The 20,081-nt window shown below is 67.5% G+C and carries 20 protein-coding genes; 10 read left to right on the forward strand and 10 right to left on the reverse strand.

The genetic code is table 11. The features are described 5' to 3' along the window. Positions 1–86 precede the first annotated feature (86 nt). Entirely contained in the window at positions 87–1,547 is a 1,461-nt protein-coding gene (gene rmuC, locus DXK32_RS24080) for a DNA recombination protein RmuC (RefSeq protein ID WP_114860812.1), read from the reverse strand. Positions 1,548–1,710: 163 nt separating this feature from the next. Here rmuC and DXK32_RS24085 point away from each other — a divergent pair, with 163 nt between their 5' ends. Next, entirely contained in the window at positions 1,711–2,277 is a 567-nt protein-coding gene (locus tag DXK32_RS24085; protein WP_114860813.1) for an NUDIX hydrolase, read from the forward strand. Between the two features lie 7 nt (positions 2,278–2,284). On the opposite strand, the gene DXK32_RS24090 is transcribed toward DXK32_RS24085, so the two are convergent. After that, positions 2,285–3,439 carry a ChaN family lipoprotein gene (locus DXK32_RS24090; RefSeq protein ID WP_247877314.1) on the reverse strand — a complete coding sequence of 385 codons (1,155 nt, stop codon included), beginning with the start codon at positions 3,437–3,439 and terminating at the stop codon, positions 2,285–2,287. Between the two features lie 157 nt (positions 3,440–3,596). Between DXK32_RS24090 and DXK32_RS24095 the strand changes: the two genes are divergently transcribed. Next, positions 3,597–4,334 carry an SDR family NAD(P)-dependent oxidoreductase gene (locus tag DXK32_RS24095; RefSeq protein ID WP_059399062.1) on the forward strand — a complete coding sequence of 246 codons (738 nt, stop codon included), beginning with the start codon at positions 3,597–3,599 and terminating at the stop codon, positions 4,332–4,334. Positions 4,335–4,555: 221 nt separating this feature from the next. On the opposite strand, the gene DXK32_RS24100 is transcribed toward DXK32_RS24095, so the two are convergent. From DXK32_RS24100 to hemA, 3 genes are all read right to left on the reverse strand, one after another. Continuing rightward, the gene (locus DXK32_RS24100) at positions 4,556–5,332 is read right to left on the reverse strand and encodes an Hpt domain-containing protein (protein ID WP_114860815.1); all 777 of its coding nucleotides are present in this window, start codon (positions 5,330–5,332) and stop codon (positions 4,556–4,558) included. Between the two features lie 111 nt (positions 5,333–5,443). Beyond that, complete coding sequence (locus tag DXK32_RS24105; RefSeq protein WP_114860816.1) at positions 5,444–5,989, reverse strand: hypothetical protein; 546 nt, start codon at positions 5,987–5,989, stop codon at positions 5,444–5,446. 165 nt (positions 5,990–6,154) lie between these two features. Beyond that, positions 6,155–7,369, reverse strand: a complete 1,215-nt coding sequence (gene hemA / locus DXK32_RS24110) for a 5-aminolevulinate synthase (RefSeq protein ID WP_114860817.1) — start codon at positions 7,367–7,369, stop codon at positions 6,155–6,157. 456 nt (positions 7,370–7,825) lie between these two features. Here hemA and DXK32_RS32345 point away from each other — a divergent pair, with 456 nt between their 5' ends. The 3 genes from DXK32_RS32345 to DXK32_RS24125 all read left to right on the forward strand — a co-directional run bounded on the left by DXK32_RS32345 (position 7,826) and on the right by DXK32_RS24125 (position 9,782). Continuing rightward, the gene (locus DXK32_RS32345) at positions 7,826–8,266 is read left to right on the forward strand and encodes a hypothetical protein (RefSeq protein ID WP_162801331.1); all 441 of its coding nucleotides are present in this window, start codon (positions 7,826–7,828) and stop codon (positions 8,264–8,266) included. Between the two features lie 443 nt (positions 8,267–8,709). Next, a complete protein-coding gene (locus tag DXK32_RS24120) occupies positions 8,710–8,946 on the forward strand; it encodes a hypothetical protein (RefSeq protein ID WP_114860819.1) in 237 nt (78 codons plus the stop codon). Positions 8,947–9,020: 74 nt separating this feature from the next. Further along, positions 9,021–9,782, forward strand: coding sequence for a hypothetical protein (locus DXK32_RS24125; protein ID WP_162801332.1), 762 nt, complete (start codon positions 9,021–9,023; stop codon positions 9,780–9,782). A gap of 20 nt (positions 9,783–9,802) precedes the next feature. On the opposite strand, the gene DXK32_RS24130 is transcribed toward DXK32_RS24125, so the two are convergent. Then, the gene (locus DXK32_RS24130) at positions 9,803–11,203 is read right to left on the reverse strand and encodes an aspartate aminotransferase family protein (protein WP_114860821.1); all 1,401 of its coding nucleotides are present in this window, start codon (positions 11,201–11,203) and stop codon (positions 9,803–9,805) included. A 208-nt stretch (positions 11,204–11,411) separates the two neighbouring features. Between DXK32_RS24130 and DXK32_RS24135 the strand changes: the two genes are divergently transcribed. Beyond that, on the forward strand, positions 11,412–12,047 hold the full coding sequence (locus tag DXK32_RS24135) for a glutathione S-transferase family protein (RefSeq protein ID WP_114860822.1): 636 nt from the start codon (positions 11,412–11,414) through the stop codon (positions 12,045–12,047). A gap of 21 nt (positions 12,048–12,068) precedes the next feature. Here DXK32_RS24135 and DXK32_RS24140 read toward each other — a convergent pair whose 3' ends face one another. Together DXK32_RS24140 and DXK32_RS32350 are read right to left on the reverse strand one after the other, a co-directional pair. Continuing rightward, a complete protein-coding gene (locus DXK32_RS24140; protein ID WP_114860823.1) occupies positions 12,069–13,817 on the reverse strand; it encodes a putative bifunctional diguanylate cyclase/phosphodiesterase in 1,749 nt (582 codons plus the stop codon). Positions 13,818–13,956: 139 nt separating this feature from the next. After that, positions 13,957–14,154 (reverse strand): hypothetical protein, encoded by a 198-nt coding sequence (locus tag DXK32_RS32350; RefSeq protein WP_162801333.1) that lies wholly within the window; start codon positions 14,152–14,154, stop codon positions 13,957–13,959. A 121-nt stretch (positions 14,155–14,275) separates the two neighbouring features. On the opposite strand from DXK32_RS32350, the gene DXK32_RS24145 reads away from it, so the two are divergent. From DXK32_RS24145 to DXK32_RS24160, 4 genes are all read left to right on the forward strand, one after another. Further along, a complete protein-coding gene (locus tag DXK32_RS24145; protein ID WP_114860824.1) occupies positions 14,276–15,115 on the forward strand; it encodes a universal stress protein in 840 nt (279 codons plus the stop codon). A 136-nt stretch (positions 15,116–15,251) separates the two neighbouring features. Further along, a complete protein-coding gene (locus tag DXK32_RS24150) occupies positions 15,252–15,656 on the forward strand; it encodes a hypothetical protein (protein WP_114860825.1) in 405 nt (134 codons plus the stop codon). 191 nt (positions 15,657–15,847) lie between these two features. Next, positions 15,848–16,402, forward strand: a complete 555-nt coding sequence (locus DXK32_RS24155; protein WP_247877315.1) for a hypothetical protein — start codon at positions 15,848–15,850, stop codon at positions 16,400–16,402. A gap of 100 nt (positions 16,403–16,502) precedes the next feature. After that, on the forward strand, positions 16,503–16,898 hold the full coding sequence (locus DXK32_RS24160; protein WP_247877316.1) for a hypothetical protein: 396 nt from the start codon (positions 16,503–16,505) through the stop codon (positions 16,896–16,898). Between the two features lie 467 nt (positions 16,899–17,365). On the opposite strand, the gene DXK32_RS24165 is transcribed toward DXK32_RS24160, so the two are convergent. Both DXK32_RS24165 and DXK32_RS24170 read right to left on the reverse strand, forming a co-directional pair. Then, complete coding sequence (locus tag DXK32_RS24165; protein WP_035675533.1) at positions 17,366–18,256, reverse strand: LysR family transcriptional regulator; 891 nt, start codon at positions 18,254–18,256, stop codon at positions 17,366–17,368. A 370-nt stretch (positions 18,257–18,626) separates the two neighbouring features. Continuing rightward, positions 18,627–20,078, reverse strand: a complete 1,452-nt coding sequence (locus DXK32_RS24170) for a DHA2 family efflux MFS transporter permease subunit (RefSeq protein WP_247877317.1) — start codon at positions 20,076–20,078, stop codon at positions 18,627–18,629. Positions 20,079–20,081: the final 3 nt, after the last annotated feature.

Raw genomic sequence — 20,081 nt, forward strand, 5'->3', positions numbered from 1 at the left:
GCAGAATGACAGGAGGGAAATTGGGACCGCTCCCGTCCTTTGCAAGGCGAAACAAGACGGGCAAATCTGGGTTGCGGGGTGCAACCCTACGCCCTGGCTGCCGCCCGCAGGTCCGCGGTCCGGTGTTCGGCGGCGCGAAGCTCCGGCGCCTGGAGCGGGCGCGGGGCGTGGTCCAGCGGTTCCAGCAGGGGAATCTCCTCGGCGCTGTCCGGGGTGGCGTGGAGGTCGCGGAAGCGGCGGGCGGTGACCAGGACGCGGGATTCCAGGCTGCCGACCGCCCCGTTGTAGCAGCCCACGGCCTTGTCGAGCTGCCCGCCCAGCCGCTCCATATGGCCGCCCAGATCGTGCAGGCGCTTGTAGAGTTCGGCGCCCAAGGCGCTGATCTCGCGGGCGCTGTCGGTCAGCCGCTCCTGCCGCCAGCCATAGGCGACGGCGCGCAGCAGCGCGATCAGCGTCGTCGGGGTGGCCAGGATCACCCGGTGGTCGATGCCGGCCTCGATCAGCGCCGGGTCGTGCTCCAGCGCCGCGGAGAAGAAATTCTCGCCGGGCAGGAACAGCACGACGAATTCCGGCGAATCCGCGAACTGGTCCCAATAGGCCTTGGTGCCGAGCTGCTTCATATGCTCCCGCACATGGCGGGCGTGGCGCGACAACCCGTCGCGGCGGGCGCCGTCGTCGGCCGCCTGCACCCCGTCGAGATAGCCTTCCAGCGGGGTCTTGGCGTCCACCACGATGGTCTTGCCGCCGGGCAGCTTGACCACGAGGTCGGGGCGCAGCCGCCCGCCGGCGGCCTCCACGCTCATCTGCTCCACGAAGTCGCAGTGGTCGAGCATCCCGGCCATCTCGCAGACCCGGCGGAGCTGGATCTCGCCCCAGCGGCCGCGCGCCACCGGGCTGCGCAGGGCGCGGACGAGGTTGCCGGTCTCCGTGCGGAGCTGGGCCTGCGTCTCCACCAGCGACAGCACCTGTTGCTTCAGCCCCTCGTAGGCGCCGGCGCGGCTGCGCTCCATCTCCTGGATCTGGCCGTCCATGCGCTCCAGCGACTGGCGGACCGGGGCGACGATGTCGGCGATGGCGGTCTGCCGCTTCTCCAGGTCGCCGCGCGCCTGCTCCTGGAAGGTCGTCAGCGTCTCCTTGGCGAGGTCGAGGAAGCTCTGGTTGTTGGAGCGCAGGGCCTCCGCCGACAAGGCCTTGAAGCTGTCGGACAGGGTGGCCTGCGCACGCTCCAGAAGGGCCAGCTTTTCCGCCGACGACGCGCGCTCGCGGGCCAGCGTGGTGGACAGCTCTGCCTGCCGTTCGCGGGCGGCGGACAGCTCGCCGGTCAGCCGGGCGACCTGGTGGTCGCGGGCCTCCACCTCCTCCCGCAGGTCGCCTTCGATTCGCTCGGCGATGTCGAGCCGGGTGACCAGTTCGGCGTGGATGGCGGCGGCCTCCGCCTCGGCGCGTGCGGCGTAGAGGCGCACGATCATGCCGGCGAGGATCGCCCCGAGAAGGGCGCCGGCAAGGCCGCCGAGAAGCACCGACTGTGCGTCGAACGCGAACTGCATGAAATTCCCCGAAGAACGCTGCAAATCCCGAGAGTACAGGAACGAATCAGGAAAGAGAACGGGCAATGAACAAAGGTTGATCCCTCCCCGGCTCCGTCCCGCCTGTGCTGCGTGTCGGTGAAGCGGGCTTGCCCGTCGTCGCCGTCTGCGCCATATCCGACGGATGCCCCACGATCCGTCCTCCCACGGCCCCAAAGGCCCCCGCGTCCGCACCATCCCGCCCGGCGAGGACCGCGAGCGGCTGACCTGTCCGGACTGCGGCTACATCGCCTACCAGAACCCGCTGATCGTCGTCGGGTCGGTGGCGACCTGGGAGGACCGCATCCTGCTGTGCCGCCGCGCCATCGAACCGCGCAAGGGCTACTGGACGCTGCCCGCCGGCTTCATGGAGGAGCGGGAGAGCACCATGGAGGGCGCCGCCCGCGAGGCGTGGGAGGAGGCACGGGCGAAAATCGCCATCGACTCGCTGCTGGCCGTCTACGACATCCCGCGCATCAGCCAGGTGCAGATGATCTTCCGCGCCCGCCTGCTGTCGCCGGACGTGTCGGCCGGGCCGGAGAGCCAGGAGGTCGGGCTGTTCCGCTGGGAGGAAATCCCCTGGGACGATCTGGCCTTCCCGACCGTCCAGTGGGCCCTGCGCGAGCACCGGTCGCGGCTGGGCCGCCAGGACTTCGCCCCGGCGGTGAACCCCACGCCGGACGTGCTGGCGCAGTGGGAGCGGATGCTTTAGCCGGCACTCACTCCACCACCGGTGTGGCGGGGAACTTTGCCACCAGCTCCGCCGTGCCCTGCTCGCGCTTCACGGTCAGCGGCAGCCATGTGCCGGGGGCCTGGCGCTGCACCACCGTCGTCAGGTCGGAGGCCTCGCGCACCGGGGACCCCGCCGCCGCGACCACGAGGTCGCCCGCCGTCAGGCCGGCGGCGGCGGCGACGCTGCCCTCGGTGACGGAGCGCACGCGCACACCCTCCGGTCCCGGTTCCAGCATCACGCCCAGCCGGGGGCGCGGCGTCTCGGCCGGCGCCTCGCTCGCGCCCAGCCCGTAGACCGCGTCGGCGATCCGCCCGTCCAGCTCGGCGCAGGGGCGGTCCTCGTCCCAGGGCAGCAGGACGACGCTGTTCCGGATGCCCAGATCGGCCAGCTGGTGGGGGACGCCGTCGCGGCCTTCGATGTGCCCCTGGCCGAGGATGGCGACGACGGTGCGGTTGGTCTGGCGGTGGGTCTCGGCGATCCGCTCGGCCATGGCGCGGTCCCAGACCGATTGCGCCTCGACGAATCGCTCGAAACTGCCGGAGCGGCGCTCGCCCGGCCCATGGGCGGCCATCACCTGACGCAGCCGCTCGGTGTAGGAGGCGGGGGGAGGGGCCGGGTTGCCCACGCCTTCCCGTTCACTGGCGGGCACGGCGGCCCAGCCCTCGCGCGCGGTGCGGCTGACCAGCCCGCGGTCGACGTTCAGCGCGACCACCGGCAACCGGTTCATGCGGGCGAAATGCAGGATCGGCAGGTAGAAGCGGGCGTCGTAGCCCCAGACCTTCGGCCAGTTGGTCTCGCGCAGCAATTCCGCCTCGGTCAGTTGCCCGGCGCTCCAGCGGTCGAGGACCGGCTGGACGCTGCGCGGGAACATCTCCATGCCGACCGCCAGATCGGGATTCAGCGCGTGCAGCGCCGCCAGGCTGTGAAGCTGCCAGCGGTGGTGGTCGGCGTCGTCGTGCCGCTCCCCCAGCAGCACGGCCGGGGAGGCGGCGGCGCGGCGCAGCAGGTCGGCGGCGTTCAGCGGGCGGGCGGCGGCGTCGGCCCAGCCGCCGGGCGGCACGCAGGCCGTGTTGGCCTGCGCCTGGGCCGGGCCGGCCAGCAGGCCGCCGGAGAGGAGGCCGGAGAGGAGAAGGACAGCCATCAAACGGGGGAGCACGTCGGCGGTCCTCCTGGACATGGTGAAACGGTTGGACCCAGGCTGAAGGTTGGGCGGTGCAGGGCGCCCGTCAACAGCGCCCGGCACAACCGGCAACGGCCGCGCTGGCGCGGTGCGGCGAAGCGGGGTATCTTCGGACATCATGCCGCACCGTAAAACCGTCATTCTGACCGGCGCAAGCCGGGGCATCGGCCACGCCACCGTGCAGCGCTTCAGCGCCGAGGGCTGGCGGGTCATCTCCTGTTCCCGCGAGGAGGTGCCGGACCATTGCCGGCGCGATCCGAACTGGACCCACCACATCCCGACGGACCTGTCCGATCCGGACAGCCGCGCCCGCTTCCTGGAGGAGGCCAACCGGGCGCTGGACGGCGGACCGCTGCACGCGTTGATCAACAACGCCGGCATCTCGCCCAAGACGCCGATCAAGGAGCGTCTCGGCTGCCTGAACGGGGCCATCGAAGGCTGGCACCGGGTGTTCGAGCTGAACTTCTTCGCCCCGCTGGTCCTGGCCCGCGGCTTCGCGGCGCCGTTGTCACGGGCGAAGGGGGCGATCGTCAACGTGACCTCGATCGCCGGCCATTCGGTGCACCCCTTCGCGGGGTCGGCCTATTCGACCTCCAAGGCGGCGCTGTCCGGACTGACCCGCGAGATGGCCGTGGAGTTCGCCGAGATCGGCGTGCGCGTCAACGCCGTGGCGCCGGGCGAGATCGAGACCGCCATGACCGGGCCGGAATACGACGTGCTGATCCCGCGCATCCCGCTGAAGCGCATGGGGACGCCGGAGGACGTGGCGGCGGTGGTCTTCTACCTGTGCGGCCCCGACTCGGGCTACGTCACCGGGACGGAGATGTTCATCACCGGCGGGCAGCACCTGTATTGATGCGGGTGGCTGCCCGTTGGGAAAGGTGCGTTGGGGACACAAGATTCACACGGATTTCGCGGATCTTCTCACGGATTACACGGATTTTTTTCTGATGCTTGCTCGGCAAGGACTTTTCGAGACGCTTCTGCTGAGCAAGATCAAAGAAAAATCCGTGTAATCCGTGCTTCAAATCCGCGAAATCCGTGAAGTCCTTTTGCCCGCAACGGCGTTCATCCACCTCAGCCGAGGTTATGCTTCGCCACCACCGCCGCGAAGTCGTCACCGAAATGCTCGCCGACGCGGATGACCGAGACGCCGTGCGGGATTTCCTTGAGGGCCGGGTTGTCCAGGCTCATCGAGGTCAGCAGCGCCATCGGCACGTTGTGGGTGACACTCATCGCGCGCAGGCCGCGGATCAGGTCCAGGCCGGATAGGCCGTCCATCACCATCGACGCGATCAGCATGTCCGGCGGGACGCGCACGGCAAGGCTGATCGACTCGATGGGGTCGCTGACCGTCACGGTGCGGAAGCCGCAGGCCGCCAGTTCCCCGCCCAACTTCTTGGCGACGACCTTGGACGGGGTGACCAGCATGATCTCGACGTTGCTGATCTGGATGTCGGTGATCTCGAACTGGTAGCGCACCGGCAGGGCGCGGATGATCCGGTTCGTCTCCGCAACCTGCGGCTGCTCGGCGCGATCCACCAGCTCGGCGATGCGGTCCACGAAGACCTGCGCGTCGTTCAGCTCGCGCGCCTCCAGCCGCTTCAGCCCGGACAGGTATTCCTCCAGGCGGTGCGCGACGAGGCTGACGGTGGGGTAGCCGAAGCTGGTGCCCATGCCCTTGAAATTGTGGGCTTCCAGACGGAGGACGCCGATGACCGCGGTTTCCTCCCGCGTGCCCTTGGCCACGCCTTCCAGGGCGGCGTTCATCACCTCCAACCGGTCGCGGGCGTCGTCCATGAATTCGACGCGCAGGCGGTCTTCAAGATCGTCGGGCGACAGGTTGGAAGCCATGGCGGGGGTCCTGACTATGCTTTCGGGTTAGGCATTATGCCCCGAAAGTTACACCAGAACCCTAACGCGAAACAAACTCCCGCATGAAACGCGGCTAAAACGCCGCGCCGATCACAACCGGGACAGGAGATTGTTGAACCAGGCCAGCCGTTCTTCGGCCTGGGCGATGTCGTGCTCCAGCCATTCGGCGAAATGGCCGTCGGTCCCCGCACTCGCCCGCTTCAGGTCGCCCAGCCGGGCCAGCTCCGTCTCGCACAGGGAGGCGAGGTGGTCGATCTGGTCGCGCTGCGACTCGACGTCCAACAGGTGCAGGAAGCGCAGCTTCAGCGCGATGACCAGCTTGTTCAGCCCGTCCGCCGAGGGCGCGCGCACGTTGGCGCGCATCAGCGTGTCGAACTCCGTCCGTCCGGCGTCGGTGGCGCCGAGCAGGGCGTTGTCCTCCATGCCGGTGCCGTCCAGCGCCTCGATCAGCCCCTCGTAGCGCAGCATCTCCAGCGAGGTGCCCATGAGGTCGAGCGACGGGCCGACGATGCGGTCGAGGAAATGGCGGAGAGCGCCCGCCAGTTCGGCGTAACGCTGCGGCCCGTTCTGGATCAGCGTGCCCAGGACGGCGAGGCGCACGGCCTCCTTCGGCATCAGCGAGTTGTCACGGTACATGGCGAACCCCTGGGCGGTGGCGTTGACGGTTGCGGACCGAACGTTGCGAAACGTTCTCAGCAACGTCTAAAGGTAAGGCGCTCCGGCCCACAAGTCCAGAGCGCCGATGCCTTTATCGCCGGGAGACCGCCGAATCCCCTCCCGCGCGCGGGAGGGGGCGGGGCTTCACGCCGCCAGACGCAGGTCCAGGCGGCTCCACACGTCGAGTAGGGCGTCGACGAGACGCGCCATCTCGGCGTCGCTGTGCAGCGGGGTGGGGGTGAAGCGCAGGCGCTCGCCGCCGCGCGGCACGGTCGGGTAGTTGATCGGCTGGACGTAGATGTCGTGCCGCTCCATCAGCTCGTCCGAGGCGCGCTTGCAGCGGTGAGCGTCGCCGACCATCACCGGGACGATGTGGCTGGCCGACGGCATCACCGGCAGGCCGGCCTCGGCCATCAGCCGCTTCAGGGTCGCCGCGCGCTCCTGGTGCTGGTCGCGCTCCGTCTGGCTCTGCTTCAGATAACGGATGCTGGCCAGAGCCCCGGCGGCCAGGACCGGCGACAGGGAGGTGGAGAAGATGAAGCCGGCGGCGAAGCTGCGGATGCAGTCGACCAGCGCGGTGGAGCCGGTGATGTAGCCGCCCTGCACGCCGAAGGCCTTGCCCAGCGTGCCCTCGATGATGGTCAGCCGGTCCATGGCGCCGTCGCGCTCCGCCACACCGCCGCCGCGCGGGCCGTACATGCCGACCGCGTGCACCTCGTCCAGATAGGTCATGGCGCCGTGCTTGTCGGCGACGTCGCACAGGTCATGGATCGGGGCGACGTCGCCGTCCATGGAATAGACGCTCTCGAAGGCCACGACCTTGGGGCGGTCCGGGGCGATCTGCGACAGCAGCTCGTCCAGGTGCTTGGGGTCGTTGTGGCGGAAGATGTGCTTCTCGGCGCCGCTGTTGCGGATGCCGGTGATCATCGAATTGTGGTTCAGCGCGTCCGACAGGATCACGCAGTTCGGCAGCAGCTTGCCCAGCGTCCCCAGCGTCGCGTCGTTGGACACGTAGCCGGAGGTGAAGAGCAGCGCCGCCTCCTTCTGGTGAAGGTCGGCCAGCTCGCGCTCCAGCAGCACATGATAGATGTTGGTGCCCGAGATGTTGCGCGTGCCGCCGGCGCCCGCGCCCACGCCGTCGATGGCGTCGTGCATCGCCTGCAGGACGACCGGATTCTGGCCCATGCCCAGATAGTCGTTGGAGCACCAGACGGTGACCTCCCGCTCTTTCCCGGCGGCGTCGCGGAAGGTGGCTTTCGGAAAGTTCCCCGCTTGCCGTTCGAGGTTGGCGAAGACCCGGTAGCGGCCATCCTGTTTCAGGCTGGCGATCTGGGTGCGGAAAAAGCTCTCGTAATCCATCGCGCGTTCCGTTCGCATTCATCCGAAGGGGCGGGTGCAGTCCGGGCGGTCCAGCCACCGGGCCTAGCACGTTAGGAAGATGGCATGATCGTTGCCGCGTTGCCACCCGGCATTGACCGAGGTCAAAAGGTCTGCCCTGTGGGGAGCCAATTGTCGCCGATCCGGCGCCGCGGGACCATTCGACCTATGGATGATCGGCCGCGCGGGGGCGATTCATGTCCGGCGCCCGTCACACCGTTGCCGTTGCCGGGAAACTCCCTTTCGCGCTGGCCTTTCATTGATGATTTCAAGTGATCGTGAATGTTCCCAAGCTATGCCGGACAGCAAATTCCTCTGATATTCCTGCCCGATTGCGCCGAATACCTTTGTCGTGTTCTTTTACGAACAACGTCGTATGGACGCGAATAAGGGAAAGTGAGAGCATTCATTCAAGCCGTTGATGAGGAGTGTTGTGCCATGAATGCCGTTCTGACCTTCGACAGCGCGCGAGGCCGGCGGGTGTCTGGTCCGGAACTGGGCCGTGGCGCCATCGCTCCCGGCGGAAGCAGGGTCATCCCCTTCCGCCCGGCTTCCGCCGCCGCGGTTTCCCCGGCGCCGTCCGTGCCACGTCGTCCCGCCGTGCCGTCGCCGGCCCGTTTCGACGGGGCGACCCGTGCCCCAGAGATGCTGCCGGCCAAGTTTGAGGCCAAGTTTGAGGCCGAGGCCGCGCCGTCGGCGGCGCGTCTGGCGCGGCTGATCTACATGGCGAGCGTCGGCGGCTACATGGCCGTCCACGAGGACACGCTGGTGCAGCTGAACGGCCGGATGGTCTGGCCGACCGCTGACGCGCTGATCCGCGACGCGGCGGCGGCGGGCGTTCCGGTCTCGTCGCACGTCATCAACACCGCCCGCTCATGAGCATCGCCCGTTCCTGAGCGCCGTTGCGGCATGAAATGGGCCGCCCGCGCCGGATAGCGGGGCGGCCCTTCGTCGTTGCGGCGCTATCGTCGCGGAACCAGCCGTTACCCGCGCAGCACGGGGATCGCGGCGTCCAGCATCGCGGGCAAGCGGTCGAACACAGCGATGGTATCCTCCTCGCTTATGCACAAGGATTCCGTCAGACGGTCGGTTGACCGATATCTGGCGGATATTTTGGCCAGAACAGCTACATACTGTTTACACTCTTGACGACTATGGAGTGTTGGGGGAGCATGATGCACGGGCTTGGCCTTCCTCTGCGGGCTCCCGTTGCCTGAGAACGCCTGTGGATGGCGAGTTCAGGCTTGCTTTTTCTTGCGTAGGCCATTACGACGCCCGCCTGAGGTTGGGGTCGGGGTGGCGATTCTCGTTTGGGGGGTGGTATGAGTGGGACGGAGGCCGGTCGCCGGTTTTGGAACACGGACCTTAAGGATATTGAGGCCACCTTCCTGAAGGGACGCTCTGTCACGGAATTGCCTGTTTTCCTCAGCGACGCTGTTCCCCCACAAGGCAGCGTTCTGCTCGGCCAGGCTGTTGATATCGATCGTGAAATTGAGCGAATCGAACGCAAAGAGCGCCGTCAGAAGATGACGCGTTTTCTGAAGTTCTGGGAACGTTGATTTTTTTTGCCCGAAAACACAACTTCAGGAAGTTTTTCTTCGGTATCTCGTAATGAATTTGGCCGCAGGGCGATATGAGTGCAACTGATCGTATTCGCTCGGCCAGTGAACTTCTTTGTAACGCGGATGAGGTGGCCCAGGCTGTCCCAAAGGCGTTGGAACAGTCGATCCGGCTTTATTACGTCTCCCGGTATCTTGTCGCCGTCTTCGAGGCGCGCTTCGGGCAACTGCCACTTCAGGTTTGGAACGAGTACCGCAACGCGCTCGATCATTTTTTCAGGCATGTGACCGCCGCGCAGGGCCGGGACATCTTTTCGTCCGAGGAACAGGGCCATCTGCGCAAGATGGAAGGGCACATCCAGCGCGCGGTGCTCGACATCTGCAAATTTTTCTGCGTCAGGAACCGCATACACATTGACGAGCAGATTCTTGCGTATGGCAAGAACGTTCTGGAACTGGTGGATCACGGCACCTTCTACTCGGGTGTTCTGTCCGATCGACAGGCGGCGTTGCGCGCTGCCGAAGCAGCGAAAATCGCTGATAGCGCCCTTGGGGAAGATGCGCGGACCAACTCGGAAATCGTTTCGAGATACGTGAACGCGGTCTTCTGCTTCGAGAAAATAATCATTTCATTCGAGGATCACCAGAAAGCGATCGGCCAATGTCAGCAGTTGGTTGCTGCACAGGAGCGCCGCTTTGGTTTTAAATCGGTTTTTGTCGGCTTGCTGATCAACCTTCTGTCTGCGTTCGTTGGTTACATTGTCGCGCTGATCATGCCCGTTGACGTGACCAACTGGTTCTCCCACGTTGCGAAATGGGTAAGTGGCGCTCTGTAGAGCGCCACTCCATAGTCCCCTTACCCGCGCAGGACGGGGATCGCGGCGTCCAGCGCGATGGTCAGGCGGTCGAACATCAGGTTGATGTCCGCCTCGCCGATGACCAGCGGCGGGCAGACCGCCACGCTGTCGCCCATGGCGCGGATGATCAGGCCGTTTTCCTGGCTCAGCCCGTTCACCACGGCGCCGGCCCGGCCCACCGGATCGAACGGGGTCTTGGTCTCCTTGTCGGCGACCAGTTCGAGGGCGCCGATCAGCCCGACGCCGCGCGCCTCGCCGACCAGCGGGTGGTCGGCCAGGGCCTTCAGCCGGCGCTGGAACAGCGGGGCGACGGCGCGGACATGGCCGACCAGATCCCGCTCCTCGTAGATCTTCAGCGTCTCGATCGCCACCGCCGCCGCCACCGGGTGGGCGGAATAGGTGTAGCCGTGGCCGAAGGTGCCGATCTTCTTGCTCTCGTCCACGCAGGCCCGGTAGACCGCGTCCGACACCATCACCGCGGAGATCGGCAGATAGCCGGAGGACAGCTGCTTGGCGCAGGTAATGATGTCCGGCTGCATGCCCATGGTCTGGCTGCCCCAGAAATTCCCGGTCCGCCCGAAGCCGCAGATCACCTCGTCGGCGACCAGGAGGATGTCGTACTTCTTCAGGATCGGCTGGATCTTCGCGAAGTAGGTCGCGGGCGGCACGATGACGCCGCCGGCGCCCATCACCGGCTCCGCGAACAGGGCGGCGATGGTGTCCGGCCCCTCGGCCAGGATCAGCGCCTCCAGGCTTTCCGCAAGACGGGTCGCGAAATCCTCCTCGCTCTCGCCCGGCTCGGCGAAGCGGTAGTGGTGCGGGCAGTCGGTGTGCTGGATGCGGGCGATCGGCAGATCGAAATCGCGGTGGTTGTTCACCAGGCCGGTCAGGCTGGCGGTCGCCACGGTGACGCCGTGATAGGCCTTCACGCGCGACAGGATCTTCTTCTTCTCCGGACGGCCCAGCGCGTTGTTGTAGTACCAGACCAGCTTGACGGCGGTGTCGTTCGCCTCCGACCCGGAGTTGGCGAAGAACACCTTGGACATCGGCACCGGAGCCAGCTTGATCAGCCGCTCGGCCAGATCGATGCCCGGCTCGTGGCTCTTGTGGCCGAAGACGTGGTAGGTCGGCAGCTTGCGCATCTGGCGGGTGGCGGCCTCGACCAGGCGCTCCTCACCCCAGCCCAGCGACACGCACCACAGGCTGGCCAGACCCTCGATGTATTCCTTGCCGCTGTCGTCGAAGACTCGCACGCCCTCCCCCCGCTCGATGATCAGCGGACCTTGGGTCTCGTGCGCGTGCAGGTTCGTGTAGGGGTGAAGGAAATACGCCTTGTCACGGCTGGCGGCGGAGTTTCCAGCGCCAAAATTATCAGTCGCCGCGACGCCCTGTTCGGTCATGATCTCTATCCCTGTGTTCGCTGCCGGAGTCGGTCGTTGCCGATGCTGGTTCGCCGCTGTTGAAAATGTTAAACGGCGCTCCCGATCATAGGCATGGTTGGCCCTCCTGACAAAGCCGGAGAATCGGGGGGTGGGGCGGGCATTCCCATCCTGCATGGCGCCCGGGCCCGTTGCGCAGGCTCCGGAGATTCGGAAGAGACGGGGAACGATGATCACTTTGTATGGAATGCCGAGCAGCGCGTCGATGGCGCCGCACATCCTGCTGCGCGAGATCGGTCTGCCCTTTGACATGGTCCTGCTGGACCGCGCCACCGCCGCGCACAAGGCGCCGGACTATCTGCGGCTGAACCCCAACGGACGGGTGCCGACTCTGGTCGACGGCGATCTCGTGCTGTTCGAAGCGGCGGCGATCTGCCTGCATCTGGCCGATTCGCACCCGGCCGCCGGGCTGGCCCCCGCGCCCGGCACGGCGGAGCGCGCGCGTTTCTACCAGTGGCTGGTCTTCCTGACCAACACCGTCCAGGCCGACATGCTGGTCTATTTCTACCCGGAGCGTCACGCCGAAGGGGCGGAGGCGCAGGCCTCGGTCAAGGCCATGGCCGAGGCGCGGCTGCTGGAGCGTTTCACGCTGCTCGACCGCGAATTGGGGAGCAAGGCGTGGTTCCTCGGCGGCGATTACAGCGCCGTCGATCCCTACCTGTTCACGCTGGCCCGCTGGACCCGATTCATGGGCACCCCGGCGCGCCGCCTGCCCAACCTCGGCCCCTACCTCGCCCGCGTGCTGGACCGTCCCGCGGTCCAGGCGGCGTTCGAGGCCGAAGGGCTCGGCGAGCCTTACTATTGAGCAAACAAAGGGGGATGCCGCTCAGCGCGGCACCTGCCAGGGCAAATGCTCCGCGCCGACCAGCCGGTCGGCGTCGGCGGCGGGCATTGGGCGGGCGAAATGGTAGCCCTGCCCATAGTCGCAGGCGAGCGCGCGCAGCAGGTTGGCGTCGGCGCTCGTCTCGATGCCCTCGGCGATGACGTCGAAGCCGAGAAGCCGCGCCAGATCCATGATGATGCGGACGATGGCGCGGTTCTCCTCCGACTGGTGCATGGCCATGACGAAGGAACGGTCCACCTTCAGGCTGTCGATGGGCAGCTTGTGCAGGTAGGACAGCGACGAATAGCCGGTGCCGAAATCGTCGATGGACATCTTGATGCCCAGCCCGCGCAGGGTCTGCAGCAGACGGATCGACTGCTCGGCCTTTTCCATGACCGCGCTTTCGGTGATCTCCAGCTTGATCCAGGACGGCTCGGCCCCGGTCTCGCGCAGCACCTCGCGCACCAGAGCGACCATGTCGGGGTCGTTCAGCTGGCGGGTGGACAGGTTGATGCTCATGAACAGGTTGGCGGAGCCGGGCAGGCGCTGGTCCTGCCATTCGGCGATCTGCCGGCACGCCTCGCGCAGCACCCAGGCGCCCAGCGTGACGATCAGGCCGGTGCTCTCGGCGATCGGAATGAAGACGCCGGGGGGGATGTTGCCGCGCTCCGGATGGTTCCAGCGCACCAGCGCCTCGAACCCGGCCAGCCCGCCGGTGACCATCTCGACGATCGGCTGGTAGGCCACCCACAGCTCCTCGCCGCGCTCCAGGGCGCGGCGCAGGTCGTGCTCCAGCCGCACCTGCTCGACGACGCGGGCGTGCATGGCCGGGTCGAACCAGGCGTGGCGCCCGCCGCCCTGTTCGCGGGCGCGGCCGGTGGCGATCTCCGCGTCGCGCAGCACGTCCTCGGGCCGGGTGTGGGTGTCGCAGGAGGCGGCGACGCCGATGCTGGCCGACAGGAAGACCGAGGCGCCCGACGCCGTCTTGGCCGAGCGGACCAGCGACGCGATGGTGGACAGCCGCTCCTCCACCGCCAGCGGGTCCTGCGTGCCGCCGATCAGCAGCGCGAAGGCGTGGTCGCTGATGCGGGCGATCAGGTCGACCGAGCCGGCGCGCACGCTCAGCCGCGTCGCGACGTCGGTCAGGATCTCGTTGGCGAATCCCTGGCCCAGGCTGGTGCGCACGTCGACGAAGCGGTCGAAATCCACGATCACCACCGTGAAGGGTTCCCCCATCGCGTGGAAATCGGCCATGTGCTTGACCAGCAGCAGCCGGTTCGCCAGTCCGGTCACCGGGTCGTAATAGGCCAGCCGGAAGAGGTCGTCCTGGGTGCGCCGCCGCTCCGTCATGTTCTGCATGATGACGAAATAGCCGGCGATGGAGCCGTCGGGGTCGCGGTAGGGCGCGTGCACCCGCATCACATAGTCGTTGCCGCCGCCGGAGCGGGGAAGCCAGCCCTCCACCTGCACCGTCTCGCCGTCGAGCGCGCGTTCAACCGCGGCGCTGTTGTTGCGCAGCGTTTCCGGTCCGAGGATGTCGCCCACCGTGGTCCCGACGAGGGCGTCCAGCGTGCGGCCCATATAGTCCAGATACGCCTGGTTGGCGTAGAGGTGCCGCCGCTGCGTGTCGAGCAGGCCGACCATCGCCGGCATGACGTCGAGAAGTTGCCGCAGGGTGTCGAGCGCCGGAGCCCCGGAAACGGTGCCGGACAGGGCTGAGGCAAGCGAGGCGAGATGAGGGTCCGGCTTCATGGGCGGGAATGGTCGAGACACCGTTGGGAAAACCACGATCAACACTTACGCGAAAGAATGCCCGCCCGTCAAAACCAAAGCCGCCGAAGATGGTGGAAAGCATCGCCCCACTATAATTGTCGAACGACCGGGCCAACCATCATACTCGGGTATTCGTGCAAATCACGGTTGATGTTTTGATGGATGTTGATTGGATTTGTGGCATCGGCGGGGTGCGGGGCCGGCGGGTCGCGTGCCGATCCGCGTCGGACCACGGCAGGTTGCCGGCCTCGCGCAGGCCATCGGCGGTCGAATCGTAGGCCGGCGACCGGATCGGACGGTCGCGCGGATGCGGCATGTCAGCGTTCCCCATTCTGACCGTCGTCAGAACCGGCCGCGCCGGGCTATAATTTCGCCCAATGCGCGAGAAGAGGTGGTGCATCACGATCGCCCACCCGCGCGAGCGAGGGAGAATCGCCATGGCACTCAAGGATCTGCTGGTGGTCGTCGACGACACCGACGCCGCAGCGGCGCGAATCGATGCCGCCGCCCAACTGGCCGCGCGCACCGACGGCCACATCACCGGCCTTTACCCCGTCGTCCCGCTGACCCTGCCGGGCTATGTGGAGGCCGAGCTGCCGGACGAGGTGCGGGCCATGCAGCGCGGCTACACCGAGAATCAGACCGCCAGGGCCGAGGCCCTCTTCGCCGACGCGGTGCGCCGCAACGGCCTGACCGACCGCTCGGAATGGCGGGTGCTCTATGGGCATCCGACGGACAGCGCGGCGCTGCACGGGCGCTACGCCGACGTGCTGGTGGTCGGGCAGGCCGACCCGCACCGCGACCGTGACCGTCCGATCGCGCTGCCGCAGGATCTGGTGTTCGAATGCGGGCGCCCGCTGCTGGTCGTGCCCTACGCCGGCAGCTTCCCCCACATCGGGGAGCGGGTGCTGGTCGCCTGGAACGGCAGTCGCGAGGCGGCCCGCGCGGTGGGCGACGCCATGCCCATCCTGACCGCCGCCAAGCGCGTGGTGGTGATGGCCGTCAACCCCAAGGCCGGTCCCGCCGGCATCGGCGACGAGCCGGGCGCCGACATCGCCAAGCATCTGTCGCGCCATGGCTGCCGGGTGGAGGCCACCCACATCGTGACCGACCAGATCGATCCGGGCGACACGCTGCTGAACACGGTCGCCGACGAATCCTGCGATCTGCTGGTCATGGGGGCTTATGGGCGGTCGCGGCTGCGCGAACAGGTGCTGGGCGGCATGACCCGTTACATGCTGGAGCACATGACGGTGCCGGTCCTGATGAGTCATTGAGGCCATCCGGTCGTCCGGGAATAGTCCGGCGGTGCCGCCTGTTCATCCCAGTGTGGCGGCGCCGGACTTTGGCCGATGGGTTCGGTCGATGGGCTTCAGTCGACGGGCGCCGCCGGACCTGCGAAGGAAGGCCGGCATGAGCGCGCTGATTTCCACGTTTCTCCACCGCATGCGTCCTTCGGGCGTTGCCGCGGTGTTTCGTCCGGCGGCCCGCGTTGCGGTGCTGGGCATCGCCGGGGCGCTGGCGCTGGCCGTTCTGCCAACGGCCGCGGACGCGCACGGCCCGCGCGACCGCGGGTCCTGGTATGGCGGTCCTCCCTACGGCGGGCCTTCGGTGATCGTGCCGCCGCCGGGAAGCCGGGTGATCGTCGTGCCGGGCTACCGCCCGCCGCCGCCCATCGTGGTCGCCCCGCCGCCTTACTGGGGGCCGCCGCCCCGTCATCACCATCACCGCGGCTGGCGGAACGATTGGGGGCCGCGCCCCTATCCGGGGCCGGGCGTGCAGTTCTACGGCGGCTGGTCCGCGGGCCGGGGCTGGTGACGGCCCGGTCTGCTTGAGGCCGGGCCGTGTGAGGCCCATCCGCGTGGGGCGAGTCCGACGGGAAAGGACGGACTTCCCGTCATCGGCATCGCAGCGACGCATTCTCGCATGGACATCATCCCGTTGCCCGGCCATGCTCGCCGTGGTGGCGCTTGGTTTTGAGCGCCGCGCAGTGCGTGCGTGAGGGTGCGATGCTCTTTTCCAATCAAGAAACGGATGTTCGGCGGGCCACGAAGCGCGGCCTGTCCGCGGTCGTCCTGGGGATGGCGGTCCTGTCGCTCGGCGCCTGCGCCAGCCAGAGCCAGAACCGCTACAGCTACCGCGACGTCGGCCACGCGACCTCGGTCGAGTTCGGCACCGTGATGGCGACCCGTCCGGTGGATATCCAGGGTCAGAACACGGGGGCCGGGGGGCTGGTCGGCGGCGCTGCCGGCGGGCTGGCGATGTCCAACGTCGGCAAGGGCTCCGGCAACGTGGCGGCGATCCTGGGCGGTGCCCTGGTGGGCGCCGTGGCCGGCGCCGTGGCCGAACAGGCGATCTCGGACCGCACCGGGATCGAGTATGTGGTGACTCTGGCCACTGGCCGCACGATCACCATCGTTCAGGAGCAGGGGACCAACGAGCCGATCTTCGGTCCCGGCCAGCGGGTGATGGTGCAGACCAACGGCACCTACCAGCGTGTCCTGTCCGCCGATCATCTGCCGACCGAGACGAACCGCCCCAAGGGCATCAAAGTGGTGGATTGAGGCGGATCGGATCGGCCGCGGGCTGAGGCCCCGGCACGGCATCTCCTCCCGCCTGTTGACCCGAGGGAACGAGGGGAACGGCGTGCGGGAGAATGGTTCGATGAGGGATGGAACGTTCGGGGCGGCGGGGAGCCTCCGCAAGATTTTGCGGGGTGGCGCCATGGCGTCGGTGGTCCTCACGGGCGCCTGCGCCGGGCTGAGTCCGCCGCCACAGGCCGCCCCCGAACCCGGCGCGGTGAGCGCCCTGGATCGGCTGAGCCCGAACCGCTGCAACGGGGCCGTGGCGTCCTCCCTCGCCGGGGTGCGGATCCCGGTGTCCGACGTCCGCTATCTGGCCTACGGTCTGTACCGCAACATACCGGGCGACATCGTCGGCTACGACGCGTGGGTGGGCTTGAACAGCCAACCCGGAGCCGTGGTGGTGCAACTCGATGAATATTGCGCGCCGCGCCAGATCTACGCGCGCGAGGGCGCCCGGCTTCCCGACGCCCGATGACGCGCCGGCCGCGCCCGGACAACAAAGCCCCCGGACAAAAAAACTGCCGCTAACCCATTGGGCTAGCGGCGAGTTGAACAGGGAGGCTTCACGTCTGGGAGACGCTGGGTCCGAGGACCCAACCCCGGAAGCGGACTTCCGGGACGAAACGCCGGATGCTGCGACGCAACATCCAACGCCCAAGATTTGACCATTCTGCCCAAAGGATTCCATCCCCAAATATCCAATTCGGCCATGCGAGAACCGCATAGCTTGCAAGTATTTGAAATCGAATGAAAAATCGACATCCGGGAGCGTATGGTGCCGAAGAGTGGGTGGCCTCGCGTGGAAAACGGCAACCGGATTGCAAAGATGCGGGATGGGTTTCGGTACAATCCGTACAAAAAGAAAGGCGCCCGACATGGCTGGACGGGCGCCTTTGCATCAAAAACAGGCAAACGCCTTGCCTGCACAACGACTGGGCTGGGTCAGAAGGCCGACTCCGCCACCTTCTTCACCAGGAAGTCGCGGAACACCGCGATGCGCTTGGAATGGCGCAGCTCCTCGGCGTAGACGAAGTAGGCGTCGACCTTGGGGCCGTCCACGTCCGGCAGGACGCGCGTCAGCTCCTTGCTGCCGTCCACCAGGAAATCGGGCAGGGCGGCGATGCCCAGGCCGCTCTCCACGGCGCGGTACATGGCGTAGATGCTGTTGACCTGCAGGATCGGCTTGCGCACACCCGGCGCCGGGTCGCCCACCTCGTTGATCCAGTTGACGTTGGCGATGGGCGCACGGACGTCCGGCGGGTAGGCGACGATGTCGTGCCCGTCCAGATCGGCGGGGATCTTCGGGGCGCCGCGCTTCTTCAGATACTCCTGATGGGCGTAGAGGTGGAAATGCACCGACATCAGGTGGCGCTGGATCAGGTCGGGCTGGCGCGGCGTGTTCATGCGGATGGCGATGTCCGCCTCGCGCATCGCCAGATCCAGCTCGTTGTCGTCGATCAGCAGGGTGAGCTGGATGTCCGGGTAGATCGACAGGAACTCGTTGACGCGCGGCGTCAGCCAGGTCGAGCCGAAGGCCACCGTGGTGGTGACGCGCAGCGGCCCCTTCGGATGCTCCCGGCTTTCGGTCAGCATCGCCTCGGTCATCGACAGCTTGGCGAAGACATCGCGGGCGGTGCGGTGCAGAAGCTCGCCCTGCTCGGTCAGGATCAGGCCGCGCGCGTGCCGGTGAAACAGCGGCACACCCAGGCTCTCCTCCAGCGCGCTGATCTGGCGGCTGACCGCCGACTGGCTGAGATTCAGCGTCTCGCCGGCGTGCGTGAAACTTCCAGCCTCGGCCACGGCGTGGAAGACCCGAAGCTTGTCCCAGTCCATCATGCCTGTCTTGCTGCCCGCGCCCTGGCGGGGAGCCTCCCGTTCATTCTGAAGACGGCGCATAGCCGCCATGCTCATTTATACCGGGAACGCGCGGCGAACGCACCCCCAACCAAAGGCGGAACGCACGGAAAAGAGCCAAGCTTGGTAAGAATTTTCCTTTGTGCTGCGAAGAGCGCACATTTGTTTATCCCGCATTGTGGGAATTCGGCTTTTCCCGCAACCGAAGGACGGCTTTTTCACGCCGGATTTTCTCGGAAGATAATCGAAAAAGGGCACGGGAGCGGGGGACTCGGGATGGGCGCGTTTCCCTGGCGGCGGCGGGTCAATCCCCTCGGGCCGTCCTTTTGGGCGGGAAGGGGGGCGCGGCTCAGTCGGCCGCTTCAAGGGCGCGCGGCGGTTCCTTGGCCCGCGCGCGGGCGCGGTGGCCGCTGATCTCGGCACCGGCGTCGGGCGGCAGCCGCAGGAAGAACAGGGCCGACACGCAGGCCATCCCGCCGACCGTGACGAAGGCCGGCACGAAGTCGGTGGGCGTCAGCGTCGCGCCGGGGCTGCCGGTGACGCTCTGCGTCAGGTGCAGCACCGTCGCCCCGACCGCGACGCCCAGGCTGAGCGAGACCTGCTGCATCACGCTGGCCAGCGTGTTGGCGCGGCTCAGGCATTCCTTGGGCACTTCGGCGTAGGCCAGGCTGTTCAGGCCGGTGAACTGCAGCGAGCGGAAGAAGCCGCCCATCAGCAGCGCACCCAGGATGACCCAGTGCGCCGTCTCGGGCCGGAAGGCGGCGTAGCTCGCCAGGATCAGGCCGCTGAGCAGCGCGTTGGCGGTCAGCACCCGGCGGAAGCCCAGCCGGCGCAGGATCGGACCGGCCAGCGCCTTCATGGTCAGCGCACCAGCGGCCCCGGCGAAGGTCAGCGCCCCGGACTCGAAGGGCGTGCGCCCGAAGCCGACCTGGAGCATCAGCGGCATCAGGAAGGGCACGGCGCCGATGCCGATGCGGAACAGCGTGCCGCCCATGACCGAGGCGAAATAGGTCGGCAGCCGCAGCAGCGAGGGGTCGAGCACCGGCCGCTCCATCCCGCGGGCGTGGCGCAGATAGAGCCACGCGGCGGCGAAGCCCAGCCCCAGCACCCCGGCGACCGCGGCGGGCGGCAGCACCCCGCGCCCGACATTCTCCAGCCCGAACATCAGCGCGGCCAGGGCCAGCGCGCTCAGCACGAAGCCGCGGCCGTCGAAGGGGTCGCGCTCGGTCTCGCGCACGTTGGGGATCAGGGTCAGCACCAGCGCGATCCCGATCAGCCCGATCGGCACGTTGATGTAGAAGATCCAGCGCCAGGAGGCGTAGGTGGCGATGAAGCCGCCGACCAGCGGCCCCAGCGCCGGGCCGATCAGCGCCGGCAGGGTCATCTGGGCCATGGCGGCGACCAGCTTTTCCTTGGGCACCGTCTTCAGAAGGATCAGCCGCCCGACCGGCACCATCATCGCCCCGCCCAGCCCCTGGACGATGCGCGCGCCCACCAGCTCGTACAGCCCGTCCGCCTGGCCGCAGAGGATCGAGCCGACGGTGAACACCCCGATGGCCGCCGCGAAGACCGTCCGCGTGCCGTAGCGGTCGGCCATCCAGCCGCTGACCGGCAGGAACACCGCCAGCGCCAGCATGTAGGAGGTCATGGCGAGGCTGAGGCGCAGCGGGTCCTCGCCCATCGACCGCGCGATCTCCGGCAGCGCCGTGGCGATCACCGTCGCGTCCAGATTCTCCATGAACAGGGCGCAGGCGATGATGAAGGGAATGAAGCGGGTGGCGCGGGGCATGGCGGGGGGCATGGC

This window comes from Azospirillum brasilense (assembly GCF_003349955.1).
Classification (GTDB): domain Bacteria; phylum Pseudomonadota; class Alphaproteobacteria; order Azospirillales; family Azospirillaceae; genus Azospirillum; species Azospirillum brasilense_B.

Bases quoted from the DNA above. Each gene is read 5' to 3' on its own strand.
- DXK32_RS24155 (WP_247877315.1), top strand. From the start codon at position 15,848: ATGCTCTTTTCCAATCAAGAAACGGATGTTCGGCGGGCCACGAAGCGC.
- DXK32_RS24140 (WP_114860823.1), bottom strand. From the start codon at position 13,817: ATGAAGCCGGACCCTCATCTCGCCTCGCTTGCCTCAGCCCTGTCCGGC.
- DXK32_RS24170 (WP_247877317.1), bottom strand. From the start codon at position 20,078: ATGCCCCCCGCCATGCCCCGCGCCACCCGCTTCATTCCCTTCATCATC.
- DXK32_RS24165 (WP_035675533.1), bottom strand. From the start codon at position 18,256: ATGGACTGGGACAAGCTTCGGGTCTTCCACGCCGTGGCCGAGGCTGGA.
- DXK32_RS24125 (WP_162801332.1), top strand. From the start codon at position 9,021: ATGAGTGCAACTGATCGTATTCGCTCGGCCAGTGAACTTCTTTGTAAC.
- DXK32_RS24100 (WP_114860815.1), bottom strand. From the start codon at position 5,332: ATGGCTTCCAACCTGTCGCCCGACGATCTTGAAGACCGCCTGCGCGTC.
- DXK32_RS24120 (WP_114860819.1), top strand. From the start codon at position 8,710: ATGAGTGGGACGGAGGCCGGTCGCCGGTTTTGGAACACGGACCTTAAG.
- DXK32_RS24150 (WP_114860825.1), top strand. From the start codon at position 15,252: ATGAGCGCGCTGATTTCCACGTTTCTCCACCGCATGCGTCCTTCGGGC.
- DXK32_RS32350 (WP_162801333.1), bottom strand. From the start codon at position 14,154: ATGCCGCATCCGCGCGACCGTCCGATCCGGTCGCCGGCCTACGATTCG.
- DXK32_RS24105 (WP_114860816.1), bottom strand. From the start codon at position 5,989: ATGTACCGTGACAACTCGCTGATGCCGAAGGAGGCCGTGCGCCTCGCC.
- DXK32_RS24090 (WP_247877314.1), bottom strand. From the start codon at position 3,439: ATGGCTGTCCTTCTCCTCTCCGGCCTCCTCTCCGGCGGCCTGCTGGCC.
- DXK32_RS24135 (WP_114860822.1), top strand. From the start codon at position 11,412: ATGATCACTTTGTATGGAATGCCGAGCAGCGCGTCGATGGCGCCGCAC.
- hemA (WP_114860817.1), bottom strand. From the start codon at position 7,369: ATGGATTACGAGAGCTTTTTCCGCACCCAGATCGCCAGCCTGAAACAG.
- DXK32_RS24095 (WP_059399062.1), top strand. From the start codon at position 3,597: ATGCCGCACCGTAAAACCGTCATTCTGACCGGCGCAAGCCGGGGCATC.
- rmuC (WP_114860812.1), bottom strand. From the start codon at position 1,547: ATGCAGTTCGCGTTCGACGCACAGTCGGTGCTTCTCGGCGGCCTTGCC.
- DXK32_RS24160 (WP_247877316.1), top strand. From the start codon at position 16,503: ATGAGGGATGGAACGTTCGGGGCGGCGGGGAGCCTCCGCAAGATTTTG.
- DXK32_RS24130 (WP_114860821.1), bottom strand. From the start codon at position 11,203: ATGACCGAACAGGGCGTCGCGGCGACTGATAATTTTGGCGCTGGAAAC.
- DXK32_RS32345 (WP_162801331.1), top strand. From the start codon at position 7,826: ATGAATGCCGTTCTGACCTTCGACAGCGCGCGAGGCCGGCGGGTGTCT.
- DXK32_RS24145 (WP_114860824.1), top strand. From the start codon at position 14,276: ATGGCACTCAAGGATCTGCTGGTGGTCGTCGACGACACCGACGCCGCA.
- DXK32_RS24085 (WP_114860813.1), top strand. From the start codon at position 1,711: ATGCCCCACGATCCGTCCTCCCACGGCCCCAAAGGCCCCCGCGTCCGC.